Genomic DNA, 22,952 nt, shown 5'->3' with positions numbered 1-22,952 from the left:
GCCACAATAAGCAAAGCAGCATGAAAAAAGGAGGAATCCTGCATGGGACAACTGAGAGATATCATGACCCAACAAGTGGCTTACGTTACGCCGCAAGACAACGTATATGAAGTGGCCAACCTGATGAAACAGCACAACGTCGGGATGATTCCGGTTGTTGAAAACGGCGCGTTGCAAGGAGTCATCACCGATCGCGATCTGGTTCTGCGCTGCATCGCAGAACGGCAACCCAATTCCCTGAGGGCGAGCGACATCATGACCAGCAACCCGGTCACGGGCCATCCGGACATGTCGGTGGCAGAGGCCTCCCAGCTGATGGCCCAGCATCAAATCCGTCGTCTGCCTGTGGTGGACAACGGGCAAATGGTCGGGGTTGTGGCGATCGGGGACATGGCGGTTCGTGAACCGTTTTCCGATCAAGCGGGTCAGGCATTGAGCAACATTTCCGAGCCCAGCAAGCCGCAAATGTAACGTTGTCATCGTGATGCACCAACCCAGGCGAGAATGATCATTTTCCCACGATCCCCTTTTAAACAGCAGCGAGGGAAAATATCAACCCATCCCGTTGGGATTGGAGCACGGGATAAATACGGCACGTCGCCTTTTCATGTCCCATTATGGGGACAGAAGGCGGCGTTCGCTTATTTTTGGATATCATTTCCGTCGTTATCAAAACATATGTTCGCATATAATAAAAAACGTGAAATGATACGGGTGTAATGGCCAGGCAGGTGATGTCCATGATGATTCCGCCGGAGGAATACAACCGATTCGCTAATCTCATCAAGCAGCTGGTGGTATTGGACGTACTGGCCCGCGCACTGGAAATCGATCAACGTGGGATGGAGCGTCTCCCGTTAAAGCTTGGCAGAGTGTGGAAGGAAACGATGGCGGAGGTCATTCAGCGCGTGGAACAGGAGCGGATGCAATGCCGCCGGCAACTGCGAAGATGCGGAGGGCACATCGTGGAGGTGCGCCAGTGGTCGGATGCGAGGGAAGTGCAGGCGCGGTTCCGCGGTTTTTTCTATCGGCACTGGTTTGACAACGAATGGCTCCGCAGTGAATGTGAAGAGTGGCTTCGCTCGTTTTGGCGGGAGGGCAAAAATACCAGACAACAAACACGCCGGACTCGGTCACATTAAACACGAAGGGAGGATGTGTCATGAGAAAAGGTCTGATTCCCGTCATGCTGGGTACATTGGTTTCTGCACTGGGTGTCTCACTGATCAACCGCAAACGGAAAAACTGGTTCCGTACAACCCGTTCCGCCCATCCGTGCGGTTGGGGTGTGTTTGGATTCGGTCTGGCTAACATCCTGCTTGGCGGGATTGATCTGTTCCGTCGGCGCGCTCGATAAGGATGAAAATTGAGAATAGGGGAGAGACTCCCCTCTTTTTCTTGCAAAAAGTTTGCTTTCGTCAGTTGAATCATATCCCGAATTTGCAGTACAATGAACCCAAATGGCGAAGGGGGTTGCAAAATCAATGGAGGGGCCCTATGTAATCCGCAAGGGTGGCAGTGACTGGATTCCGATGGGAAAAGGGGTGCAACTGAGCTATCTGCGAAAAAGCGGCGATGAATACAGCATTTTGCTGAAGTTGGAGTCCGGTGGCCGTTTTCCGATGCATGAACACGTCGGTGGAGAAGAAGTGTATGTCATCGAAGGAAGCGTGCAACTTGGAAAATTTCGTTTGGAACAAGGGGACTATTACTATGCTCCTCCCGGTGTGAGCGAAACTGCCACGACGGAAGACGGTTGTACCTTGCTGATCACCTCCGCACGGGGCTTGGAAGTCAGCAATCCGACAGCCAAAGTGACGGCCCAGTGACAGCCGTTCCACATATATTGGTTTCATGATGGCCTAGCAGGAGGCGCGTTTACCCGACCGGAATGCGATTGCCGGACGGGAAAACGTGCCTTTTTTTGTTCATCGGCTTTGCAGGGTGTGCCTGATCCATTTCAAGTGACCGTCAAACTCCTTTTCCGGATGTCCACCGCATAAAATCTTCGGTTTCATCGCACGATATGAAAGCGATCGTTGATGAGGGAGTGCGATGCGAATATGAGTAACCAAGAACAACAAGCGGAACAGCAAGCCATGCATCAGGCTGAGGAGCAAGCGCAAAACGAACAATACCAGCAAGTGGCGAAACAGTATCAACCCCAACCTCAATTGTTTCGAAACTGTTTGAAAGCCTTTGTGGTCGGTGGCTTGATTTGTGTAATCGGTCAATTGCTGCAAAACATGTACATTCATGTTTTTCATTTTAAACCGGACAAGGCGGGGGACCCGACCGTGGCCACCCTGATCTTCATCGCTGCCGTGCTTACCGGATTGGGCGTGTTCGACAAGATCGGACAGTGGGCCGGAGCGGGAACGGCGGTGCCTGTGACCGGTTTTGCCAACTCCATCGTATCTGCGGCGTTGGAACACCGCTCGGAAGGATGGGTGCTCGGCATTGGCGGCAATATGTTTAAATTGGCCGGATCGGTCATCGTGTTCGGCGTGGTGGCCGCCTTTTTCATCGGGATTATTCGCACGTTGTTCTTTTCGTGAAAGGAGGGTGGGCAATGGCGACCAACGGAACGAAAGCACTGGGAAGAAGTACATGGGTTTATCCGTCGGGTGTTCGAATCTTGTCCAGCGCAGCGGTGGTGGGGCCAAAAGAAGGCGAAGGATTGCTGAAGGATGACTACGACATCATTTACACGGATCTGTACGCCGGGCAGGACACATGGGAAAAAGCCGAGCGGAAGATGTTGGAGGATGCGGTCGCCACGGCCGTGGAAAAAGCCGGATTGCAGACATCGGACATTCCGGCCTATCTGGCGGGTGACCTGTTGAACCAGAATATCACCTCATCCTTCTCGGCCAAAACTCACCAAATGCCGTTTATGGGCGTGTATGGTGCCTGCTCCACTTCCATGCTGTCTTTGTCGTTGGCGGCGGCGTTGGTGGATGGAGGGTATACGCCCTATGCAGTGGCCGGCGTCAGCAGTCACAACGCCACTGCGGAAAAACAATACCGTTATCCGACGGAATACGGAGGACAGAAAACGGACACGGCACAGTGGACGGTGACCGGAGCCGGAGCAGCCGTGGTCGGACGGGGCGGAGACGGTCCCGTCATCCGCTATGCCACCATTGGAAAAGTGGTCGATCGGGGTGTGAAAAATCCCTTTGATTTGGGAACGGCGATGGCTCCTGCCGCTGTTGACACGATTCAGACTCATTTCCAAGATACGGGTCGCAGTCCGGAAGATTACGACTTGATCGTCACCGGCGATTTGGCCAAAGTGGGACACCCCATCGCCGCCGATCTGCTTCAGCAGGCGGGGTATGACCTCGGTGAGCGGTTTCGGGATTGCGGGTTGATGATATACAGTCCGGGTCATGAAGTCTTTGCCGGCGGCAGTGGATGTGCGAGCAGTGCGGTGGTGACCTACGGACACATTTTGAAGCAGATGCGTCAGGGTACATGGCGGCGGGTACTGGTGGTTGCAACGGGTGCTTTGCTAAGTCCGATTTCTTATCAACAAGGCGAATCCATCCCGTGTATCGCCCACGCAGTGGCTTTGGAAATGCCGCCAGCGGAGGAAGGGAGCGGCGGATTGTCATGAGTGAGATCGCCTATTTGGCTTTGGGCGATTCGTTAACGGAAGGTATTGGGGCTCGCGTTCCTTTTGTTGAGCAGTTTTTCAACCACCTGCGTCGCACGGAGGATTGCCGGTTGCGAAACTGGGGCGTTTCCGGAATGACGTCGGAGGAACTGTTTTCGATGTTGGGAAATCCGGGAATCGGCCGGTTGATTGCCCGTATGTCCCATATCACCGTAACCACGGGTGGCTGCGATTTCATTCGAACGTATGAAACGAACGGTGTTTCCATCATCAGTTTGACGCGTACCATGCGGCGCGTGCAAAAGCAAGTGGATCGCATCCTGGGGTTACTCAGGCAGTACAATCCGGAGGCGACGATCCATCTGTTGGGGTTTTATTTGCCCCTGCCCGCTTATGAGCAAAGCTTGTGGCTGGCCACCCGGTTGATCACCTCAATGAACCAGGCATACCAGCGGTTGTGCCGGCAACACGGCGTTCATTGGGTCGACCCGTTTGACACGTTTCTCCATCGTCATGATTATTTTGCCGACGAAGTGCATCCCAACCAAAAAGGCCATGACGAATTGGCCCGCCTTTTCATTCAGGCGTCGGACCCGGAACGGGTCGAAAGCGATGAAGGACTGCCGGATCAATCGACAAAAGTCATCTCCTAGACCGTGGCTGTCTATCCGATCAAAGTGGCTTTCCGGGGAACCCTTTCCCGGTCACTCCCCAGAGGAAGGGTTCCCTCCATTTCACCACTTGTCAGATATGCCCTCAGACCCACTTTCCTGCTCCCATATTTCCGGCAGTTCATCCAAGGTATAGATCACATATTGGGGGTGACATGCTTCGTGAAGCTCCGTCGGTACACCTTCCCGATGGAGCCGGGCAGCAAGACATGCGGAAAGCAACGGGTGACGGTTTCGTTCGGAAACAGGAAGTTTTATCAACTCCAACGACATTTCGCGGTAAATCCACACGGATATCTGGTGAGCCCGGTTCGCTCCCAACACATCTTGATCCAACCGGTCTCCCACATGGATCACCCGACTCCCTTTTCCGAAATGGAAGAACGCAGCTTGCGGTTTGGCGCACTGCATCTCCTCCGGTGTGTGGAACCTGTCGAAATATGGGGTCAAGCCCAGACAGTCCGTCACCGGGCGCTGGTATCGCGTGAATCCGTTGGTGGCCGCCACCATGCGGGCGCCTGCTTGGGCCAATCGATCCATAGCCGGCAACACGTCCGCAAACAACCATACTTTCCCCACGCATGTGTGTTTTTCCACCAACTCGCGTACAGTAAAGGGGATAGATCGTCCCGAGGCGACCGATCTCAGAATGTCATCCCAGTCGTAGGCTTTCGGACAGGCACCGTTCAAGAGCCGTCTCCGGTGTTCACGGATAAGGCGGTTCACGGGATTTTCTTCCGAAAAATGCGATTGCAACCAACGGTTGATCTCCGGAAACACCCAACGTCGAAACGGGTTGATCATCAGTGTGTGATCCAGATCAAAAGAAAGCAACACTTCATTCAATCGCCCCATCCCCTTTCGTCATCTTCAATTCGTCATTCGCCTGTTGACAGATATCCCGGAACGTGGTAAGTTATAAATCAAATTTCACTTTCATACCCAAAAGCGTTGAAGAGGAAAAGTAGGCAGTGGAGACCCGATTACAGAGAGCCGGTGGTGGCTGCGAACCGGTATCGGCCCATTGACCGAATTACCCCTCGGAGCAGTTGGCTGAAACGTTGAGGCTGATCAGTAGCCCCACGGAGTAGGTCAAACCGGCTTTCCCCCGATATCGGGAATCGTGCGGACGACCGTTCCGTGCGACTGAGTGGAATCCTTCGGATTCAATAAGGGTGGTACCGCGAGCTCCTCGTCCCTTACGGATGGGGAGCTTTGTTATTATGGATATTCGATTCAAGGAGGCGGCACGTCATGATCCTGGTATTGGAACCGAACTTAACGGATGAGCAGGTGGCGAACATTGTCCGTCAGTTGGAGGAAAAAGGGATTCAGGTTCATTACTCCAGGGGTGTGGACAAAACGATTCTCGGCTTGATCGGCGATAAGCGGAAAATCTCAGAACTGCCGGTTGAACGGCTTCCCGGCGTGGAAAAAGTGGTACATGTCAGCGAACCGTTCAAATTGGCCAGTCGTCATTTTCACCCGGAGCCGAGCCGCATTCAAGTGGGCAACGTCGTGATCGGCGGCGGGGAACCGGTGGTGATTGCCGGACCGTGTTCCGTCGAGAGCCGGGAGCAGTTGATGGCCACGGCGGAAGCGGTGAAAAAAGCGGGTGCGCATATTTTGCGCGGCGGGGCGTTCAAACCGAGGTCGTCTCCTTACTCGTTCCAGGGATTGGGTGAGGAAGGTCTGAAATTGTTGGCCGAAGCGCGCGAAAAAACCGGCATGCCGATCATCTCCGAAGTGATGGATCCGGAAAATCTGGAGATGGTGGCCGAATACGTCGACATCCTGCAATTGGGCGCCCGCAACATGCAAAACTTCCATCTGCTCAAAAAGGTGGGACGGATCAACAAACCGGTGATGTTGAAAAGAGGTCTCTCCGCCACCATTGAAGAGTGGCTGATGGCGGCCGAGTATATTTTGAACGAAGGCAATCCCCATGTAATCCTGTGTGAACGCGGAATTCGCACGTTTGAACAATACACGCGGAACACGCTGGATATCAGTGCCGTTCCGGTTGTCAAACACTTGAGTCATCTGCCGATCATCGTCGATCCCAGCCATGCGGCCGGAAAATGGCGCTATGTAACGCCGTTGGCCAAAGCGGCGATCGCAGTCGGTGCGGATGGCTTGATGATTGAAGTGCATCCGCAGCCGGAAAAGGCGTTGTCAGACGGACCGCAGCAGCTCACGTTCGACAAGTTTGATGAGCTGATGCGTCAGGTGCATGCATTGTCGCCGCGGTTGGAGCCGGTGAGTTAACGAAAGCTCTCTCGATCCGAGCGACTCCCGTCTCCGGGGTGTGTCTGATGAAAGCAGTCTCACAGGCCGGTTTCTCCCGATAGGGAGACCGGCTTATTTTGTTTGCCGATTGTCCATCTCTTCAACAAGAAATAACGGATGTGACTGAGGGTCATCCGGTCGTTCAAACGTGACCGTATAGCGAAAGGATGTTTCGGTTTCTCGCATACGAGTTCTACCAAAAAGTTATGAAAGGTTCACCGTGGTTGAGCCGCTAAAAATCAACCGATGGCTCAAGCGTCTCGTCCAATCTTTCATTCTAGTTGCCTCATACATTGTCGTATGAGGTGATGAAACATGATGAAAGATCGAAGGTATACGTTTCTGTTTCGTACCCGCCCCAAACCGGAAAAGATCCGACAATGGGGAGGGAAAGTCTATCATGTCAGCCGCTACAGTCGATCAGTGTCCGCCGTCGTACCTTCGGCCAAAGCGTTGAAAGCGCTATTACGCGATACTGATCTCGTTTTGGTCGAACGAGACCGTTTGGTAAAGTTGCCTTCACCGAGGGTGGAAGAGATTTACCGCGCTCGCAACCTTCAGAAATCATCGCGTTCTGCGCGACAGGTGTTGCCCTGGAACATCCGTCGTGTTTGGAACGGCAAACCTGCACAAAACGCCGGCATGGGCGTACGCGTGGGTGTGATCGACACCGGGATCGATTTGACCCACCCCGATCTCAGAGGCAACATCAAGGGTGGGGTCAACCTGATTAAACCGGGTGCCTCCCCACAGGATGATAACGGACACGGGACGCATGTAGCCGGGATCATTGCCGCGATCAATAATCAGATAGGTGTGGTGGGTGTGGCACCGGCTACGCAATTGTATGCCATCAAGGTATTGAACGGTCGCGGCGTGGGGACGTTGACGACATTGATCCGGGGAATTGAATGGGCCATCGATCACGGTATGCACATTTTGAACATCAGTATCGGCGGCGGGACAACCGTTCCCGGAAATCTGGTTGCCGCGATCAATGCCGCGATCAATCGTGGAATTCTCGTGGTTGCTGCAGCGGGCAACAACGGGAATGCCAACGGCAAAGGCAATAACGTGGAAATTCCCGGGAAAATACCCGGTGCCATCGCCGTGGCCGCATTAGCCAAAAACAATCGCCGTGCCCCATTTTCCTCGACGGGGCCGGAAGTGGCCATCGCCGCTCCTGGTGTAAGAATTTTGAGTACTTTTACGGGTGGCCGTTATGCCGTTTTGAGCGGGACGTCACAGGCGACACCGCATGTGGCGGGGGCGGCGGCGGTATTCAAACAATTGAACCCGGGTTTGTCCCTTCCGGCGCTGAAACAAATATTGATCAGACGTGCCAGGCGCATCGGCGTTTCCCGTTTGACGGGAGCCGGTTTGGTGCAAATCCGTTGACTGGCTCTTGATACAACCGCAATCATTGCCCTCGGACCTTATCCTTATACTTCAGGGAAATCCTGGCGAAACAGGTGATAGAGACGGCGCGGATTGTGGACATGGGACCGGATGGTGGAACAACTGTTCCCGGACATTCGCAACCGCATCTTGCCTCGCGGGGAAGAGGAATGGCAAGGAGGGTCGGGGGAATGACAGCGGATCGGACTGTTGCTGCGTGATGCTGTCCTTTCCAACATCCTGGCTGGATGTGCACCGTCCCTGTCTGAAGAAATTTTGGCCTGGTGAGAAATGTGAAAACACAGGATGAACGCCTCGGTTTCGCCGCTCGCCCAAACCGATGGAGTGATGGGGACATAGAACGAAAGAGAGGACTTTTGTTGGAAAGGGTGGGAAAGGGCGATGAACCATCCGAAAGACTGGCAGGAAGAAGAATGGGAGGAAGAGGAATTTGATGGAGAGGATGAGGAACGGGCGGAAAAGAAGCAGCACGTGAAAGATCATCTTGTTCGTATCCAGATAGAGGTAGATGATGAAGAAGACGAAGATGAAGATGACGATCAAGAAGATGATGTCGATGAGGATACGGAGTGGAAAGCGGATGACACGGACGAATCGTGGGAGGTAGAAGAGGGCGGGCAAGTCTCCGGGGGACCCGTGGGCAGAAAAGGAAAGCAAAGGAATGGAAGACCGGCAAAAAAGGGTGCGAAAGGGAAGGGGAAAGGGAAACGACCGGGACAAAAGGCATTGCCGTCATCAATGAAATCACGTTCGAACAGGAAAAACCATCATAGGAAGTATCCTGCAGGAGCCAAAAGAAAAACGGTGAAACGTCTTCCGTACATGGTGGTGCAATCCATTCGGCACAACGGTCGAACGGGCATGAAAATCATTGTTTGGCATCCGGACTGATCATTCCTTTGCCGAAACACCCCAGCCGGCGCTCGTCATTGTGGAAATCGGAACCTCCGGTGACAGTAAGTCCTCTTTCCTGAGCCAGATGTTGAAAGAAACGGATTTGGTCAGACGTGTGGGCGGGATGCCACACTTCGATCCCGTCCCAGTCCAGATTCAACAGATCGGCGAGATATCGGTCATCCCGGATCAATCCGGGGTGAGCCAATACCGCTTTTCCGCCCTCTTTGCGTATGAGATGAATGCATGCTTCGGTTGATAAGGACTGTTTATTGACAAACGCCGGTTGACCGTCCGCCAGGTACAGATCGAAAACGGTTTGCACATCCGGTGCATATCCTTTTCGTACAAGCGCTTTGGCAATGTGCGGGCGGGCGATTACCCCGTCGGCGCTGAAAGCCGACACTTCTTCCATTGAAAGCTTCATCCCCAGTTCGTCCAGTTTTTCCAGGATGCGTTCCGCCCGCTTTCGGCGGGCTTCCCTGTATTCCGCCAGTTTTTGATGAAGCCGAAGAGGATGGTCAAACGCATAACCCAGAACATCCACGCTGGTCGTCAGGAAGCGGGTCGTGATCTCCACACCCGGAATGACCCGGATGCCCTCGCGTTCACCCGCATGCCGGGCTTCCTCGATTCCCGCCAATGTATCGTGATCCGTGATGGCGATGGTGGACAAACCGGCCTGTTTCGCTTTCGCTACGAGTTGTGCGGGCGGATACTCCCCGTCAGAGGCGGTTGTATGCGTATGCAGGTCAAACGTTCCCCACGGCAAATCGAACAGGATGGACATTCGGCTTCCTCCACGTCGCTGCTGTTCGGTTAGACCGACGTATGTTTTGGTCTTTAGCATATGTGGAAAGCTTCGTTTCGGTGAAAAAATGCCTCCCCGTAGGGGGAGGCAGCAGGCAAGGCGTTTTTGGTGAATCCGCAATGGAGTAAATGCTAGCCCAGGTGAGCGAAGACCTAAGCCAAGCCGAGCGAAGACACGGAAAGTGAAGGAAGGAAATCGCGGGCAACTTCCTTAAAGCAAGCGTAGTTTGCCTGCGTCCTGCGCTCCTGGTCGGAGCGACATGACCTGCTTCTTTGAGGGCGCAGGTGGAGCAAACCCGGGAGATCCGCCGATTATGATGACGACTTCCGGTTTTCGGACGGCGCCGGTTTGACAAGCAGACGGGTGACGCTGCGCTGATCGATTTCCTGCACGATGAAGAGAAGGCCGTCGTATGTGACACGGTCCCCCACTTTGGGTACTTCCTGCAGTTGCGAGAAGATCCATCCGCCGATCGTATCGTTGTCAGGATCTTCGATGTGAATGTTGAAATGTTTGTTGACTTCTTCGATGAGCAGACGGGCGTCGATCGACGTCTCGTCTCCTTTTTGTTGGAAAAACGGCCGTTCGTCGTCAAATTCATCCTGAATTTCGCCGACGATCTCTTCGATGATGTCTTCTGTGGTCACCAGGCCGGATGTACCGCCGTATTCGTCGACGACAACGGCCATACCGGCCCGGTTTTTTTGCAGAATTCGCAGGATATCCTTGATTTCCATCGTCTCCGGCACCAAGATGGTCGGGCGGACCAACTGGGTGATATCAGGTGTCTCTCCTTCCGCCAGCCGTTCATAGATATCGCGAATATGGATGATGCCGAGAATGTCGTCTTTGTCTTTGCCGCACAGGGGAAACCGGGTATATTGCGCTTCCTTGACGATCTTCATGTTTTCCTCGAATGACAGATGGGTGTACAAGCAGACCATATCGACCCGGGGAACCATGATCTCCCTTGCCACGCGGTCGGTGAAATCAAAAATGTTGTCAAACAAGGACAGTTCGGTCTGGTCGATCAACCCGCTTTTGTGGCTTTGCTCCACCAACATGCGAATTTCTTCTTCGTCGTGTGCCGTCTGGTGATCGGGTACGGGTTCGATCCCCAGCCATTTCAACACTTGGTTGGCGGCATTGTTCAACACCCAGATAAACGGATAAAACAAGCGATAAAACCAAATCAGCGGACGCGAGGTGAACAGGGTGATATTCTCCGATCGCCGAATGGCCAGTGATTTGGGCGCCATTTCTCCTAACACGATGTGAAGAAACGTGATCAGGATAAACGTGATGGCAAACGATACCGTATGTATCATCCACTCGGGCAGATGAAGCCATTGCAGTGCCGTATCAATCACACGGGCAACAGCCGGTTCGCTGATCCAACCCAAACCGAGCGAAGCCAATGTGATGCCCAGCTGAGTGGCTGACAGATAAGCATCCAGATTGGCCAATACTTTTTCCGCCGCTTTGGCCCGACGGTTTCCTTCCTCCGTCAGCCGGGCAATCCGTGTGGAACGCACTTTGACAATCGCGAACTCCGCCGCGACGAAAAAGCCGTTCGCCAGTACGAGCAAAAAGACGAGTGTGAATTTGAACAAAAGGATGATCACGTATTCCAACGGCAGAAGAACCCCCCCGTTCATGATGTTCGTCACATCGGCACAGGTGAGACTGTATCTGGTAATCCATTTCGTTGTGTGCTGTTTCCCCTCTCACGCCGCTTTTGCAAAGCGCAATGGCATTCGGATCGAAAAGGGCCGTTTCGAATCGCAAGACACATCCCGGACTGATGACACACCCACCACACTTATTGTGTCCAATCTGTTCCTTTTCATCGTCAGGTCGCCCTGGCGTGATGGGGAACATTTCCTGTCCGTATTATTTTACCGCAAAAGGAAGGGACGGTCTAAGACAGGCATTCTTTTCATACAATTTCGATGAAACAAAGGAGGGAAACGGCATGGATATCCATTCGACCGGACAACCTTACCCAGGCATGACTTACCCGTGGCAGTGGTGGCAATCCATTTTCCCAACACAGACGGAAATGTCACCTTGGACAGTGGCCGGAGTGCCGGGTTATCCCGGTTATCCCGGATTTCAACCGTGTGGGGGATCATCCGGCTTTCCGGGGACGGGAACATGGATGGGATGGCCATGGTCCATGATGCCGTCCCTTGGCGGCCAGCAGGGCTGGCCTTATGCATGGACGCGAGGATGGGAGGGTTCGGGGAATTGCCGGAGCTGCCAATCCTATCCTTCCTTTGCTCCATGGACACCGTGGACGTCATGGTGGGGAGTTCCACCCATGTACAATGAAGTGCCGGGTTGGTCATTTCCGGAGTCGACCGCCCCCAGCGAATTACCGTATGCTGTGCGGGAAGCGGATTCGGAACAACCGGCCGCGTTTCACCAATTTGATCCAGCGGAGGAGCCTTTGTGGGAATCGATGGCATCTCCGGAATCTCCCTGGATTCGAATGCCGGAGACAGAAAACGCAGATACCGAAGATTTCGCGGACCAGGATGAAAACAGATGAATCCGGAGCCTGTTGGACACATATTCCTGTCATTGGAACCCTTTCATGGTTTCCACCCTTCCTTGCATGTTGCCTTTCGGATGGTGGTTTCCTCCGAAGGGTTTTTTTGTGGAAAACGGCATGGCGGGGAACAATGAAATGAAAGAGGAAAGGAGGGAAAAAATGATGGAAATTCGGGAAAGAGGGGTCCCCGAGATCCCGCCGGCCATCCGGGAACCGGAGATCACGAGTCCGCATCAGCCGGAGATCGTGTCTCCGAAAGGTCCCGATCATCCTCGCGATCCGGGTCCGATTCATGCGGACGAAGCGGCACGTTGACACGTGAAAAGCCTGTATGGGCGGAACTAAGTGGCGGTTGGAGAGGCTGATCGCCCAGCCCCGTTACGTTGGCATGCGGCAGGTCTTTTACGTTTGGGCTGGAGGCCGGGCGGTCTTGATCTGGAATTGGAATGTGACGTCCGTCTGCAAGGGGATGGAGACGACCGTTGTCGGGTAGGTGATCACTTGGGTGACGAGTGATCCGGGAGGAGGAGCCTGCTCTTCGGCATAGACAACCACCGTATGTCCTTGGCGGTGAATACGCTGGATATTGAGGCGATAGCCGCCTGTTGGTCGCATACCTGACGTTGCGATCACATAGGTGTGTTTATCCGTATGAACAGCGACACCGGTTGGCTCGCCCGTCGCTTGCAGCTCCTCCCACCGTTTCTTCACTTCAACGGGCAGTTGTTGTGGCGATTCTTGACGAAAAGGGATGTCCGCGTCGTCTTGGGGCGTTTTTCCTTCCGGGGTCCCGTGATCGCGGGACATCCCTCCGCCACAACCGGTGATGCCCATCATCAAGACCAGTGACAGCATGACGATCACCTTCCATGGCTTTTTCATGCGGTACCCTCCTGTATCATTCTCCTTTTCTTTTATAGACACCTTTTGTCTGGGAAAAGTTTCAACGGTTTTCAATGGATTGAACAAATTTCCAACTGGTATGGGCTCCTTGTCATGTTTTGTGTATTCTTGATCAAAATAAACAGTAGATGGAAGGAGGGGTGAAGGGTGTATCGACCCGATCTGCCATTGATCGTACAGAGGGACCGTACGCTATTGCTGGAAGTGAGGCATCCGTTGTTTGACGAGGTGCGGGATCGTTTGGCGTCATTTGCGGAGCTGGTCAAAAACCCGGAGTACATTCATACATACCGTTTAACACCCTTGTCTCTTTGGAATGCGGCAGCCAGCGGCGTCACTGTGGAGGAAGTGACCGATGTGTTGACGCGCTACAGCAAATTTGAATTGCCATCCACGTTGTTGGACCAAGTACGGGATTGGATGTCTCGGTACGGAAAGATCCAGTTGCGTCGGATCGGAAACGATTTAACACTCGGATGCAGGGATCGATCGTTGTGGAAAGCGCTCATACAGATGCCCGAAGTGCGGGAGTTGGCATTGAAAACGTTGGATGAGACAACGGTTGTGATCGATCCTGCATGGCGAGGAAAAGTGAAACAATTGTTTTTACGCATGGGGTATCCGGTGGAAGACATTGCCGGGTACAGCGAAGGAAAAGCATTGGATGTTGCGCTCAGGGACCGGTGCCGGTCGGGGGAATCGTTTGCATTGCGATCCTATCAGCGGGATGCGGCCGATGCTTTTTATCGATCCGGATCGGTTTACGGTGGGAACGGCGTATTGGTTCTGCCGTGCGGGGCGGGAAAAACGATCGTCGGGTTGGCCGCGATGGCGAGGGTGAAGCGGGAAACGCTGATCCTGACCCCCAATGCCACCTCCGTCCGGCAGTGGGTGCGCGAGATTCTGGACAAAACGTATCTTCCCGAGACGTGTGTGGGGCAATATACAGGGGAGATCAAACGGGTGGCCCCCGTGACAGTGGCCACTTATCAGATTTTGACCCACCGGTCCAACCAGAACGCCCCGTTTACCCATATGCAGTTGTTTGAAGAACGGGATTGGGGTTTGATCATCTATGATGAGGTTCACCTGTTGCCTGCGCCCGTATTTCGGGCTACAGCCGATTTACAGGCCAAGCGGCGATTGGGGTTGACGGCGACGTTGGTCCGAGAGGACGGGCGCCAAGAGGATGTATTCAGCTTGATCGGTCCCAAAAAATACGATGTGCCGTGGAAAGTGCTGGAGTCGAAAGGCTGGATTGCAGAAGCGGTTTGCACCGAGATTCGCACCCCGATGCCTCCGGAGATACGGCAGCTGTATGCATGCGCACAAAAACGGCACCGGTACCGGATTGCCGCCGAAAATCCGAACAAGGTGGCGGTGCTGAGAGCCATCCTGCGGCGGCATGCTGGTGAGTCGGTATTGATCATCGGCGAATACTTAAGTCAGTTGGAAGAGATTGCGCAGGAATTGTCGGCGCCGCTGATTACCGGACGGTTGGCGCAGCGGGAAAGGGATCGGCTGTACGAACGGTTTCGGAAAGGAGAAATTCCTGTGTTGGTCGTCTCCAAGGTGGCCAATTTTGCGATCGATTTGCCAGATGCCGGTGTGGCAGTTCAGGTATCCGGGGCGTTTGGTTCCAGGCAGGAAGAAGCCCAGCGGCTGGGCCGGATTCTGCGCCCCAAACAGGGCAGGAACCAGGCTCATTTTTACCATATCGTTTCCCGGGATACAGTCGATCAGGAGATGGCCATGCACCGTCAGCTCTTTTTGGTGGAACAGGGATACCGATACAACATCCGGGATGCCGAGCAATGGGAGGTGGAACAGTGAACATCACGGCGTGTTACCGATCCCTGTCCCCGTCCGTTCGTTCCCGGATCGCCGAACGGCACGGATTGGCGGGTAAAGAAGCGGAGCGACTGCCTGAACGATTGTCTGATGCTGATTATTTGCGGAAGTTACGGGAACACATGGACGAGGCCGAACAGGCGTGGATGGATCATTTCACTTTTGTGGTCGGCAGCGGCGTGTGGGGCGGACGGGATTTGGGAAAACGGGAAGGAGCGCGCTTCTTGCCGTCGGTGTCGCTGCGTGTCGCCCTGCTGCGGCTCAGGCAAAAGGGATTGGTCTATGCCGTTCGCAGTGCGGGCGGACAGTTGGGTCACCTGTGCCCGGAAGAGGTTCGCCGGGCATGGTTTTGTCTGAGATGGAAGGAGAAGCAGACGAGCCGTCCGATTCCCGACGTTCAAGCGGAACAACTGGCCGGAGGCGGTTTGTACCACGATCTGTTTCAATTTTTGGTCTTGATTCACCAACAATCACCCCGGTTGACGCAAGACGGACGGCTGTACAAGCGGACCGCGCAAAAATGGAACGCGGAATTGGAGATGGAAACGGAAGCGTTGAACCACACCCCGTGGACCCCAAACGGTGAAGGGGATGATCAACCGTCTGCGTTGAAATTGGTCTGGGATCTGGCCCGCGACTGGGAACTGGTTGAGGTGGTGGAGGACCGGCTTGTTCTGCGGGAGGCGGTGGTAAGGGAATGGTTGCACATATCGGAACGGATCGCACAACGTCGGTTGTACGATTGGGTGAAACGGCGCCTGCTACAGGATGATCCGGGTAAGGAGGCATGGTGGTGGGTGCTGGAGGAAAAGGGAAGGGACTGGACACCGGTTGACGGTGGAGAAAATCCGCTGCCTCACGGGGAAAAGCCGAACCGCTCTCTGATCCGACGATGGCTGCGGACCCTTCAGGTGATGGGATGGGTTGATCTGGGCCGGAAGGAAAATCGGTCATACTGGCGGTGGAGCAGCTGTTCGCCTTTTGCGGCCCCTTTGGTGGAAACACCGGACAAGGGCTTTGTCAAACCGGATTTTGAAGTGCTGATCCCTTTCACGTTTCCCTTGGCTGAACGGTGGCGGTTGGCACAATTTGCCGATTATGTGGGCGGAGACCGGATGTTGACCTATCTGTTGACGGTCGATTCAGTCCGTCGAGGAAGAACGCAGGGGATGTCAACCGGAGAAATTCTTTCCGAGCTGAAGCGGATCAGCGCCGCTCCATTGCCCGATAACGTACGGATCGGTGTGAGCCAGTGGGCGGATCAAGCGGGGCGCATTACCTTTCACAACTGTATATTGCTGGAATGTCAGGACGAGAGGTTGGCCGATGAATTGGAACAACATCCGGAAATCGGCCCCAGGTTGCAAAAAAGGATCGGTCCCACCGTCTTCCGGGTGGCCGGAATGGAGCTCGCACAATTGCAGGAGTTGTTGGACGGACAAGGATATCCTTTCTTGCCGGGGTTGGTTGAAGAAACAGAACAAATATGGTGGCGACTGCCGCCTTCACCCTCCCTCGGATCAACGGGTCGTCGTTTTTCTGACAGGGCGATGAGAGAGGACGCGCATTTGGTTGATACGTATCCGGAGATCAATGAGGCGGTACCCGGCATACAGCATTTGCCCCGGATGTGGACGTCGGGCTTGCGTGCGTATCATCGAACCACCGTTTTGGATATGGTTCGAAAAGCGGCAAAATGGGATTTGGAGATGATGGCGACGTGGGAAGGAGCGGAGCCGGTCCGCTTTTTCCCGCAGCAAGTCGACAATGTCGGTGGTCAATGGCTGATCCGGGGGCAAAACCGTCGTGGCGAGGAGGAACACTGGAAACTGGAAGAGCTGTCCGCCGTGCAGATCCTCATTCCGGACGAATTGAGCGGGTAGTGTCCAGAGTATGGAACAATGTTTTCTCAGGCGATCGAAGATTCGTAAGCGCGAGATTGAGATCGCGGGCAATGTTCTGAAAGCGAAGCGTACTTTCCCCGCGTCCTGCGCTGACCGGGGCGGAGCGGTCATCATCCGCTTCCCTGCCGGGTGCAGATGGAGCGAGCCGGGGAAGCATTGTGGACATTATTTACCAGACAGCCCCCGGCACGCACGGGGTTGTGGTACAATGGACGCATGGAGGGATGATGCGATGGCATCGCTCGATATGACTGAAATATTGCTGGAAACCTACCGTTTGGCTGATCAGATCAACGAGTCCGAGGAAGTGACCCGTTATTTGCAATTGAAAAAACAACTCCGCGAGGATGCACGGGTACAAGCGCTGATCCGGGAGTTTCAAAAGAAAAAGGAACGTTTTGAGGAATGTCAGCGTTTCGGGCATTACCATCCCGATTATCATGCTGCCAAAGAAGAGGCCGAAGTGTTTCTACGCCGCCTGCGGGAGCATCCGCTGATCGCAGCCTACTTGGAAGCGGAATCGACATTGGACCGATTGCTGTATCAAGTGAGCCGGACAATCGCCCATGCCGTATCTGAGTCGATCAAAGTGCCCGCCAATGATCCGGTTGACGGGAACACGTCGGTAAAACGCTGCGGTTTTACTGTTTAGGGCGGAGAAGGACGCACTGAGGACACTGATTGCCGCAGCAAAAACTTTTGACGTCCGGCACGCGGAACTGAAGTCGGTATACGCGTGTGCCTCCCGAGGAACGTACGAATTGACAGTTAAATGACCATTCCGTCCCTTTGACCAGCTCATACGCCGTCTGTTCCAACAGCCCGTCCAGTTCATGGGAATGACGGTCGTCAGCCGGGTGCAAATACAGAAAATGAACGCCGGCAAACGTTCGAAGCCGAACATCGGTCAACAAAGGGGATGATTTCAACTGTGTCGCAAAACGTTCGTACAGCGTGGTGGTTTTCATGAGAACCGGCGGAAAACCGCCTGTTCGTCACACTCCCATTTTCAGATTGGCGGTGTTGTCTGCCGCGACAGGATTTCTCCTATTGTACCAAATCCGATCGGAAAAGGTATAGGTGCAGGAAATGTTCGGCGGTTGATCTGGGCAGAGCTGACATGTTACCATAAAAGTGTAATGCACTGCCTTTCCAAAAGGTAAACAACCTTTGCACAACACGGCACAAAAAGGAGAGCCGATCATGTCGTTTCCTTTTTCTGACCGGCTGGGTTTGGCTGTGTGGGTCAAGGATCTGAAGGCAGCGCGTTCATTGCGGCGTATGGGAAACATCCATTTTGTCTCCAAGCGGTTGAAATATGTGTACCTCTATATCGATGGCCGCAAATCAGATCAAACGATCCGAAAAATTGAACGCCTTCCCTATGTCACACGCGTGGAACGTTCCCTGCGGCGCGAATGGACGACCGATTTTCAACGTACGTTGGAAAAGTCGAAGCATGGATCATCTGTTGAAATCAAGACGGAAAAATAGCTGCCCTCACAAGGGCGGCTTTTTCTCATCTTAATATTTCGCTCGGCGAAATAGAAGGAAAGCGAAAGACGAAAACATCGGGAGAGGACCTTTATGCCCATTTGGCGACGAAATTTGTACATTCTCATGGTATCGCAGTTTTTGGTTTTGAGCGCGATGTCGATGGTCGTCCCGTTTCTGCCGTTGTATCTGCAGGAATTGGGCATGAAGAACCCTGCGGAAGTACAACTGTGGGCGGGATTGGTCTTTGGCGCCAATTTCTTGACTTCGTGTCTGATGGCCCCGGTGTGGGGCACGCTGGCGGACCGGTACGGGCGTAAAATTATGGTGTTGCGTTCGGGATTCGGCATGTCGGTTGTGATCATGCTGATGGGATTGGCCACTTCACCGCTGCAATTGTTGTTGTTACGCATGTTGAACGGTACGATTTCCGGATTTATTCCCGCTTCCATTTCATTGACGGCCACCAATACGCCCAAAGAACATGCCGGATATGCGCTCGGTTTGTTGCAATCCGGAGCGGTGGCCGGTTCGATCATGGGGCCGTTTATCGGCGGCGTCTTGGCGGAAGTGATCGGTTTCCGCGAAATCTTTTTTTTGACCGGTATTCTGCTCGGACTGGCCACTCTGGTCGTATTGTTGGCGGTCAAAGAAGTGAAGCGGCCTGAACCGACGAGCCAATCGACCGGGTTTTGGGATGAGGGTTCGGCCATCTTGCACCAGCGTCCCTTGGTCATCCTGTTTACGGTCGGTTTTTTGTTGCAGTTCGCCGTATTGGGGCCGATGCCGCAAATGCCGGGGTACGTACAGAAATTGGGAGCGCCCGGCGGCTATGTGGCTTTCTTTGCCGGACTGGTGACGGCTGTCACCGGTTTGGCCAACATGTTGGCATCTCCGGTTTTGGGTCGGTTGGGTGACCGGTATGGTTCGGAAAAAGTGTTGTTTTTCGCCATGCTCGGGGCGGCAGTACTCTTTATCCCGCACGCCTGGGTGCATCATGTGTGGCAACTGTTGCTGTTGCGTTTCTTGTTGGGACTGTGCGTAGGGGGGCTGTTGCCTTCGCTCAACACATTGGTGCGTCAATATGCGCCGAAAGGGAAAGAAAGTACCGCGTACGGATACAGTACCAGTGCCGTTTCCTTGGGGAATATGCTGGGACCCGTCATTTGCGGTTACCTGTCCGGGCGGATCGGCATTACTGGCATATTTTACGTGACTGCCGCTTTGTTGTTCCTTGGCGCGTGGTGGTTGAAAACGGGTCTCAAATTTGCGTCTTCCGCCATGCATGATTCCCCGGTAGAAAAACATGCAACGGGAGATCACGCTCCTCCAATCAGGTGAGAGGAGTCGCCAGAAAGGAAATTCGTACCTGATCAACGTAAACGTACTCACTGAGCCGGATCCTCTCTCAATTCCATATCTGCCCTCAACAGGAGACCAGTCGGATGGTGCCCTCCTTTCATAGGATAGGAGCAGGCCCGTTGGTTCGCTTTTGCTGACGAAGAAAGGAGTGGCGCCATTGTTTGGATTGTTTGGGAGAAGAGTGCCGAGACCGTTCTTCCCATTCAAAGGTTTAAAAGGGCCGGGATTCAAAAAAGGATGGGGACTGCCTCCGGGACCGGGTGTATTGGGGCCGCCGCCTCCCCCACCACCCCCGCCACCGCCACCACCGCCCCCGGGACTGTTTTTTGATGGACCTCCCGGTCCTTTTCCACCTGGAGAGTGGCTGGACTAATGAGTTGTCCGGTTCTTTCTGAAATTTGTCATTGACCCTGAGCGTACCTGCTCAGGCTTTTTCTTTTGTTTGGCGAAAAACCATCAAAAATAAACCGGAAACCAATGGCAAAAACATTTATAATAGAGTTGTACAAACACACGATCAACGTCCTTAGAGGATTTGACGGATAAAAGGAGGGAACCCCGTGAAACTGTTTAAAGAGTTGAAAGACCGTTTGGAAAAGGGGATGGAAACGGCCGGACAGAAATCGCAACAGATGTTGGAGATCAGTCGGTTGAGCATGAAAATCAAAGGAAAAAAAGAGGACATCGACCGATTGTATCGCCGTTTGGGACAAGCGGTATCGGAAGTGTGGGAATCGCAGACCGAGTTGGTGTTACATGCACATATTCGTGAATTGTTGGAAGCGATACGGGATCTCAAACAACAAGTGGAGATTTTGGAACAAGAATTGTTGGACGTGAAAGGGAAACGGGCGTGTCCGAGTTGCCAAACGGTGATCGACAAGAGTTTGGAAACATGTCCGAGTTGCGGGAAGACATTCTCGGTACAAGAATATGTTTATTCCGGACAACAGGTACATAACCGTGTACACACTCCCCAACCGGATTCTCCCAAAGTCGAACAACCAACAGTCGAGCAACCGACATCCCGTACGACTGCCGAATCTCAAAGCACCGGAAGTGACATGGACTTTCGGCAATATACCCTGCCCAAAATCAACCTGGATTTGTCATCAGCCGGTGACACCGCCCATTCCACGCCTCAAACCGGTTCCGAGGGCAACGCAGATGCTCACGCTGCGTCCGCTGTTCATTCCCAGCAGAAACACGCTGCTGGTTTTGAAGAAATCGTGGTTTGTCCGGGATGCGGTATTCAAATCAATCCGCAGGCGACACGATGCGACACATGCGGAGAAGTTTTTTTCCAATCGGTTTGAGAAAGAGTGGCGGTTTGGCAGGACACGGGCCGGTGCTTGACGAAAAACTTTCTTTGAAAAGAAAAAAGTGGGTAATGAAACACGTTTCGACACCTGTCCCGGAAATGCGGAGGGAAGACCCGTTATTAAGACAATATTTGTCTTTTATCACCATACCAGGTTTGGTAAAATAATGGGTAATCTTTAGGGGTGTGTCATAAACAGCAGGATTCTTGTTGTTTCAGGCTTGGGTGATCGCCGTAGGATCTCGGGTCTCGTTACCCGCGTGTACATAAGCGGTACACATCTTTGCGGTGTGAGCCGCAAAGAGGGTTTGGATGACACAACCCCTAGCAGCGATCGGAAAACAGATTCCCCGCATGGGTGACAAGACACCCGACAGGAGGCGGGATCAGTCGAATCGAGACAGAGGGTTGGGGAAAGGGGTAACGAGTAATGAAACACGAATCTGTCGCGATTACCATTACAAGTGGTAAAGGCGGTGTGGGAAAATCGACGACCGTCGCTTCGGTCGGCTTGGGATTGGCGCAACTCGGCAAAAAGGTGTGTCTGGTCGATACCGATATCGGTCTTCGCAAGCTGGATCTGATGTTGGGATTGGAAAACCGCATTGTCTATGATTTGGTTGACGTGATCGAAGGTACGGGAAAGCTGCGGCAAGCATTGGTTCGCCACAAGGAATATCCGGGTTTGGCTCTGTTGCCGGCAGCGCAAACACGCTACAAGGAAGAGGTCACACCGACACAGGTCAAACAAGTGGTGGATGAACTGCGGAATGAGTTTGACTACATCTTGATCGACTCACCGGCAGGAATCGAAGGCGGTTTTCGGAACGCCATCGCTGCGGCGGACCGTGCCATCTTGGTGGTTAATCCCGAAATTCCGTCGGTACGCGATTCCGACCGTGTAATCGGCCTGTTGGAAGCGGCGGAACTCAAACAGATCGATTTGATCGTAAACCGGGTGCAACCCGGAATGGTACGTGACGGCGATATGTTGAGTGTGGAACGGGTCCAAAACCATCTGGCCATCAACCTGCTGGGCATTGTGCCTGAGGACAAACGCATCATTCGATCATCCAACACGGGTGAACCCGTCATTTTGGATCAGAAGTCGTTGGCGGGCAAGGCGTTTTCCAATATTGCCCGCAGGATTAACGGAGAAGAGGTCCCGTTTCTGGAGTTGGAGGAAAATGGGTTGATCTCTCGGATCAAACGGTTGTTCCATATCGCGAGTGCGTTAAATTGAGGTGAAGTCCGTGGCGTTTCTCAATATGTTTGGCAGAGACAAGGATCAGCCCACCGCACCCACGGCGGATGATCGTTTGTCTCTCGTTTTGAGCTATCAACGGTCGGAAATCGACGAGGCCAAATTGAAACAATTTCGGATCCGCCTGATCGAGCTGTGCGATGATTTCGGTTTTGATGTGGTCGGTCAAGTGGAAGTGAGACCCCAATCCAGGGGTGGAGATCGAACAACGGTTTTATGCGCCAGTATCCCGGTCCGAGTGAAGCAAAAAAACTGAATGAAGGGCGCGTTTTTCCGCCCGGTCCATCGGAATGAAAGATGAACCAATGGCGGGAAAACGCGCCCTGTTTTGCATAAATCCAAAGTAATCCCTTTGTCATATGGTTGCTCACTTTTAGATCGTGTGATTTTTTTTCCATATTTTGCTCCAAAAAATCCACAACCACAGACGGAAACGCTTTGTCCTCGGTAATCGTAAACAGAGCGATGGAAACACGTGTACAACCGAACTTACGCATCAGATACAACAACTTTTCACGAGCGGCGATGTTGGGTTTTCCGAATCTCTTTTCAAAAGCTTTTAAAATCATTTGCTCTTCAGAAGAAGGCTC

The 22,952-nt window shown here is 53.4% G+C and carries 25 protein-coding genes and 1 other annotated feature; of the genes, 20 read left to right on the top strand and 5 right to left on the bottom strand.

The window, feature by feature from the left end; genetic code table 11:
* Positions 1-42 precede the first annotated feature (42 nt).
* From JQC72_RS04270 to JQC72_RS04240, 7 genes are all read left to right on the top strand, one after another.
* Positions 43-471, top strand: a complete 429-nt coding sequence (locus JQC72_RS04270; protein ID WP_205493105.1) for a CBS domain-containing protein — start codon at positions 43-45, stop codon at positions 469-471.
* Between the two features lie 269 nt (positions 472-740).
* Complete coding sequence (locus JQC72_RS04265; RefSeq protein ID WP_205493103.1) at positions 741-1,142, top strand: YhjD family protein; 402 nt, start codon at positions 741-743, stop codon at positions 1,140-1,142.
* A gap of 20 nt (positions 1,143-1,162) precedes the next feature.
* The gene (locus JQC72_RS04260; protein ID WP_205493101.1) at positions 1,163-1,357 is read left to right on the top strand and encodes a hypothetical protein; all 195 of its coding nucleotides are present in this window, start codon (positions 1,163-1,165) and stop codon (positions 1,355-1,357) included.
* 127 nt (positions 1,358-1,484) lie between these two features.
* The gene (locus tag JQC72_RS04255; protein WP_205493099.1) at positions 1,485-1,829 is read left to right on the top strand and encodes a cupin domain-containing protein; all 345 of its coding nucleotides are present in this window, start codon (positions 1,485-1,487) and stop codon (positions 1,827-1,829) included.
* Positions 1,830-2,099: 270 nt separating this feature from the next.
* The gene (spoVAC, locus tag JQC72_RS04250) at positions 2,100-2,558 is read left to right on the top strand and encodes a stage V sporulation protein AC (protein WP_302104499.1); all 459 of its coding nucleotides are present in this window, start codon (positions 2,100-2,102) and stop codon (positions 2,556-2,558) included.
* Positions 2,559-2,572: 14 nt separating this feature from the next.
* On the top strand, positions 2,573-3,622 hold the full coding sequence (spoVAD, locus tag JQC72_RS04245; protein WP_205493097.1) for a stage V sporulation protein AD: 1,050 nt from the start codon (positions 2,573-2,575) through the stop codon (positions 3,620-3,622).
* The gene (locus JQC72_RS04240) at positions 3,619-4,275 is read left to right on the top strand and encodes a GDSL-type esterase/lipase family protein (RefSeq protein WP_205493096.1); all 657 of its coding nucleotides are present in this window, start codon (positions 3,619-3,621) and stop codon (positions 4,273-4,275) included. Before spoVAD ends, JQC72_RS04240 begins: the two co-directional genes overlap by 4 nt.
* An 81-nt stretch (positions 4,276-4,356) precedes the next feature.
* On the opposite strand, the gene JQC72_RS04235 is transcribed toward JQC72_RS04240, so the two are convergent.
* Positions 4,357-5,148, bottom strand: coding sequence for an HAD family hydrolase (locus tag JQC72_RS04235; protein WP_205493095.1), 792 nt, complete (start codon positions 5,146-5,148; stop codon positions 4,357-4,359).
* 87 nt (positions 5,149-5,235) lie between these two features.
* Positions 5,236-5,496: a binding site (T-box leader), on the top strand.
* 51 nt (positions 5,497-5,547) lie between these two features.
* Between JQC72_RS04235 and aroF the strand changes: the two genes are divergently transcribed.
* The 3 genes from aroF (at position 5,548) to JQC72_RS04220 (ending at position 8,892) form a co-directional block, all read left to right on the top strand.
* Positions 5,548-6,561 (top strand): 3-deoxy-7-phosphoheptulonate synthase, encoded by a 1,014-nt coding sequence (aroF, locus tag JQC72_RS04230; protein WP_205493094.1) that lies wholly within the window; start codon positions 5,548-5,550, stop codon positions 6,559-6,561.
* Between the two features lie 336 nt (positions 6,562-6,897).
* Positions 6,898-7,980 (top strand): S8 family peptidase, encoded by a 1,083-nt coding sequence (locus JQC72_RS04225; protein WP_205493093.1) that lies wholly within the window; start codon positions 6,898-6,900, stop codon positions 7,978-7,980.
* Positions 7,981-8,382: 402 nt separating this feature from the next.
* Positions 8,383-8,892 carry a hypothetical protein gene (locus JQC72_RS04220; RefSeq protein WP_205493092.1) on the top strand — a complete coding sequence of 170 codons (510 nt, stop codon included), beginning with the start codon at positions 8,383-8,385 and terminating at the stop codon, positions 8,890-8,892.
* Here JQC72_RS04220 and JQC72_RS04215 read toward each other — a convergent pair.
* Positions 8,870-9,685 (bottom strand): PHP domain-containing protein, encoded by an 816-nt coding sequence (locus JQC72_RS04215; protein WP_205493090.1) that lies wholly within the window; start codon positions 9,683-9,685, stop codon positions 8,870-8,872. The two genes, JQC72_RS04220 and JQC72_RS04215, sit on opposite strands and share 23 nt — an antisense overlap.
* Before the next feature lie 332 nt (positions 9,686-10,017).
* Entirely contained in the window at positions 10,018-11,364 is a 1,347-nt protein-coding gene (locus tag JQC72_RS04210; RefSeq protein WP_302104464.1) for a hemolysin family protein, read from the bottom strand.
* A 665-nt stretch (positions 11,365-12,029) separates the two neighbouring features.
* Between JQC72_RS04210 and JQC72_RS04205 the strand changes: the two genes are divergently transcribed.
* Positions 12,030-12,260 carry a hypothetical protein gene (locus JQC72_RS04205; protein ID WP_205493088.1) on the top strand — a complete coding sequence of 77 codons (231 nt, stop codon included), beginning with the start codon at positions 12,030-12,032 and terminating at the stop codon, positions 12,258-12,260.
* Positions 12,261-12,422: 162 nt separating this feature from the next.
* Entirely contained in the window at positions 12,423-12,578 is a 156-nt protein-coding gene (locus JQC72_RS04200) for a hypothetical protein (protein ID WP_205493086.1), read from the top strand.
* A gap of 87 nt (positions 12,579-12,665) precedes the next feature.
* Here JQC72_RS04200 and JQC72_RS04195 read toward each other — a convergent pair whose 3' ends face one another.
* Complete coding sequence (locus tag JQC72_RS04195; RefSeq protein WP_205493084.1) at positions 12,666-13,145, bottom strand: protease complex subunit PrcB family protein; 480 nt, start codon at positions 13,143-13,145, stop codon at positions 12,666-12,668.
* Between the two features lie 168 nt (positions 13,146-13,313).
* Between JQC72_RS04195 and JQC72_RS04190 the strand changes: the two genes are divergently transcribed.
* The 3 genes from JQC72_RS04190 (at position 13,314) to JQC72_RS04180 (ending at position 17,573) form a co-directional block, all read left to right on the top strand.
* Positions 13,314-14,999: a DNA repair helicase XPB gene (locus tag JQC72_RS04190; protein WP_205493082.1), complete on the top strand. Its 1,686-nt coding sequence runs from the start codon at positions 13,314-13,316 to the stop codon at positions 14,997-14,999.
* Positions 14,996-16,900: a helicase-associated domain-containing protein gene (locus JQC72_RS16705; RefSeq protein WP_205493080.1), complete on the top strand. Its 1,905-nt coding sequence runs from the start codon at positions 14,996-14,998 to the stop codon at positions 16,898-16,900. Before JQC72_RS04190 ends, JQC72_RS16705 begins: the two co-directional genes overlap by 4 nt.
* A 253-nt stretch (positions 16,901-17,153) precedes the next feature.
* The gene (locus JQC72_RS04180) at positions 17,154-17,573 is read left to right on the top strand and encodes a YlbF/YmcA family competence regulator (RefSeq protein ID WP_205493077.1); all 420 of its coding nucleotides are present in this window, start codon (positions 17,154-17,156) and stop codon (positions 17,571-17,573) included.
* On the opposite strand, the gene JQC72_RS04175 is transcribed toward JQC72_RS04180, so the two are convergent.
* Positions 17,563-17,889, bottom strand: a complete 327-nt coding sequence (locus tag JQC72_RS04175) for a hypothetical protein (protein ID WP_205493069.1) — start codon at positions 17,887-17,889, stop codon at positions 17,563-17,565. The two genes, JQC72_RS04180 and JQC72_RS04175, sit on opposite strands and share 11 nt — an antisense overlap.
* Before the next feature lie 235 nt (positions 17,890-18,124).
* Between JQC72_RS04175 and JQC72_RS04170 the strand changes: the two genes are divergently transcribed.
* The 5 genes from JQC72_RS04170 to JQC72_RS16930 all read left to right on the top strand — a co-directional run bounded on the left by JQC72_RS04170 (position 18,125) and on the right by JQC72_RS16930 (position 22,618).
* Positions 18,125-18,415 (top strand): YlbG family protein, encoded by a 291-nt coding sequence (locus JQC72_RS04170; RefSeq protein ID WP_205493067.1) that lies wholly within the window; start codon positions 18,125-18,127, stop codon positions 18,413-18,415.
* 93 nt (positions 18,416-18,508) lie between these two features.
* The gene (locus tag JQC72_RS04165) at positions 18,509-19,756 is read left to right on the top strand and encodes an MFS transporter (RefSeq protein WP_205493064.1); all 1,248 of its coding nucleotides are present in this window, start codon (positions 18,509-18,511) and stop codon (positions 19,754-19,756) included.
* Positions 19,757-20,337: 581 nt separating this feature from the next.
* Positions 20,338-21,093, top strand: coding sequence for a coiled-coil domain-containing protein (locus JQC72_RS04160; protein WP_205493062.1), 756 nt, complete (start codon positions 20,338-20,340; stop codon positions 21,091-21,093).
* 435 nt (positions 21,094-21,528) lie between these two features.
* Positions 21,529-22,341 carry a septum site-determining protein MinD gene (gene minD / locus JQC72_RS04155; RefSeq protein ID WP_205493060.1) on the top strand — a complete coding sequence of 271 codons (813 nt, stop codon included), beginning with the start codon at positions 21,529-21,531 and terminating at the stop codon, positions 22,339-22,341.
* A gap of 25 nt (positions 22,342-22,366) precedes the next feature.
* Positions 22,367-22,618: a cell division topological specificity factor MinE gene (locus JQC72_RS16930; protein ID WP_503629799.1), complete on the top strand. Its 252-nt coding sequence runs from the start codon at positions 22,367-22,369 to the stop codon at positions 22,616-22,618.
* The last annotated feature ends 334 nt before the right edge of the window (positions 22,619-22,952 follow it).

Origin of the sequence: Polycladomyces zharkentensis (assembly GCF_016938855.1) — a bacterium.
Classification (GTDB): domain Bacteria; phylum Bacillota; class Bacilli; order Thermoactinomycetales; family JIR-001; genus Polycladomyces; species Polycladomyces zharkentensis.
Note: the sequence above shows the minus strand (reverse complement) of the source record. Positions and strands in the feature narration are given on the sequence as shown.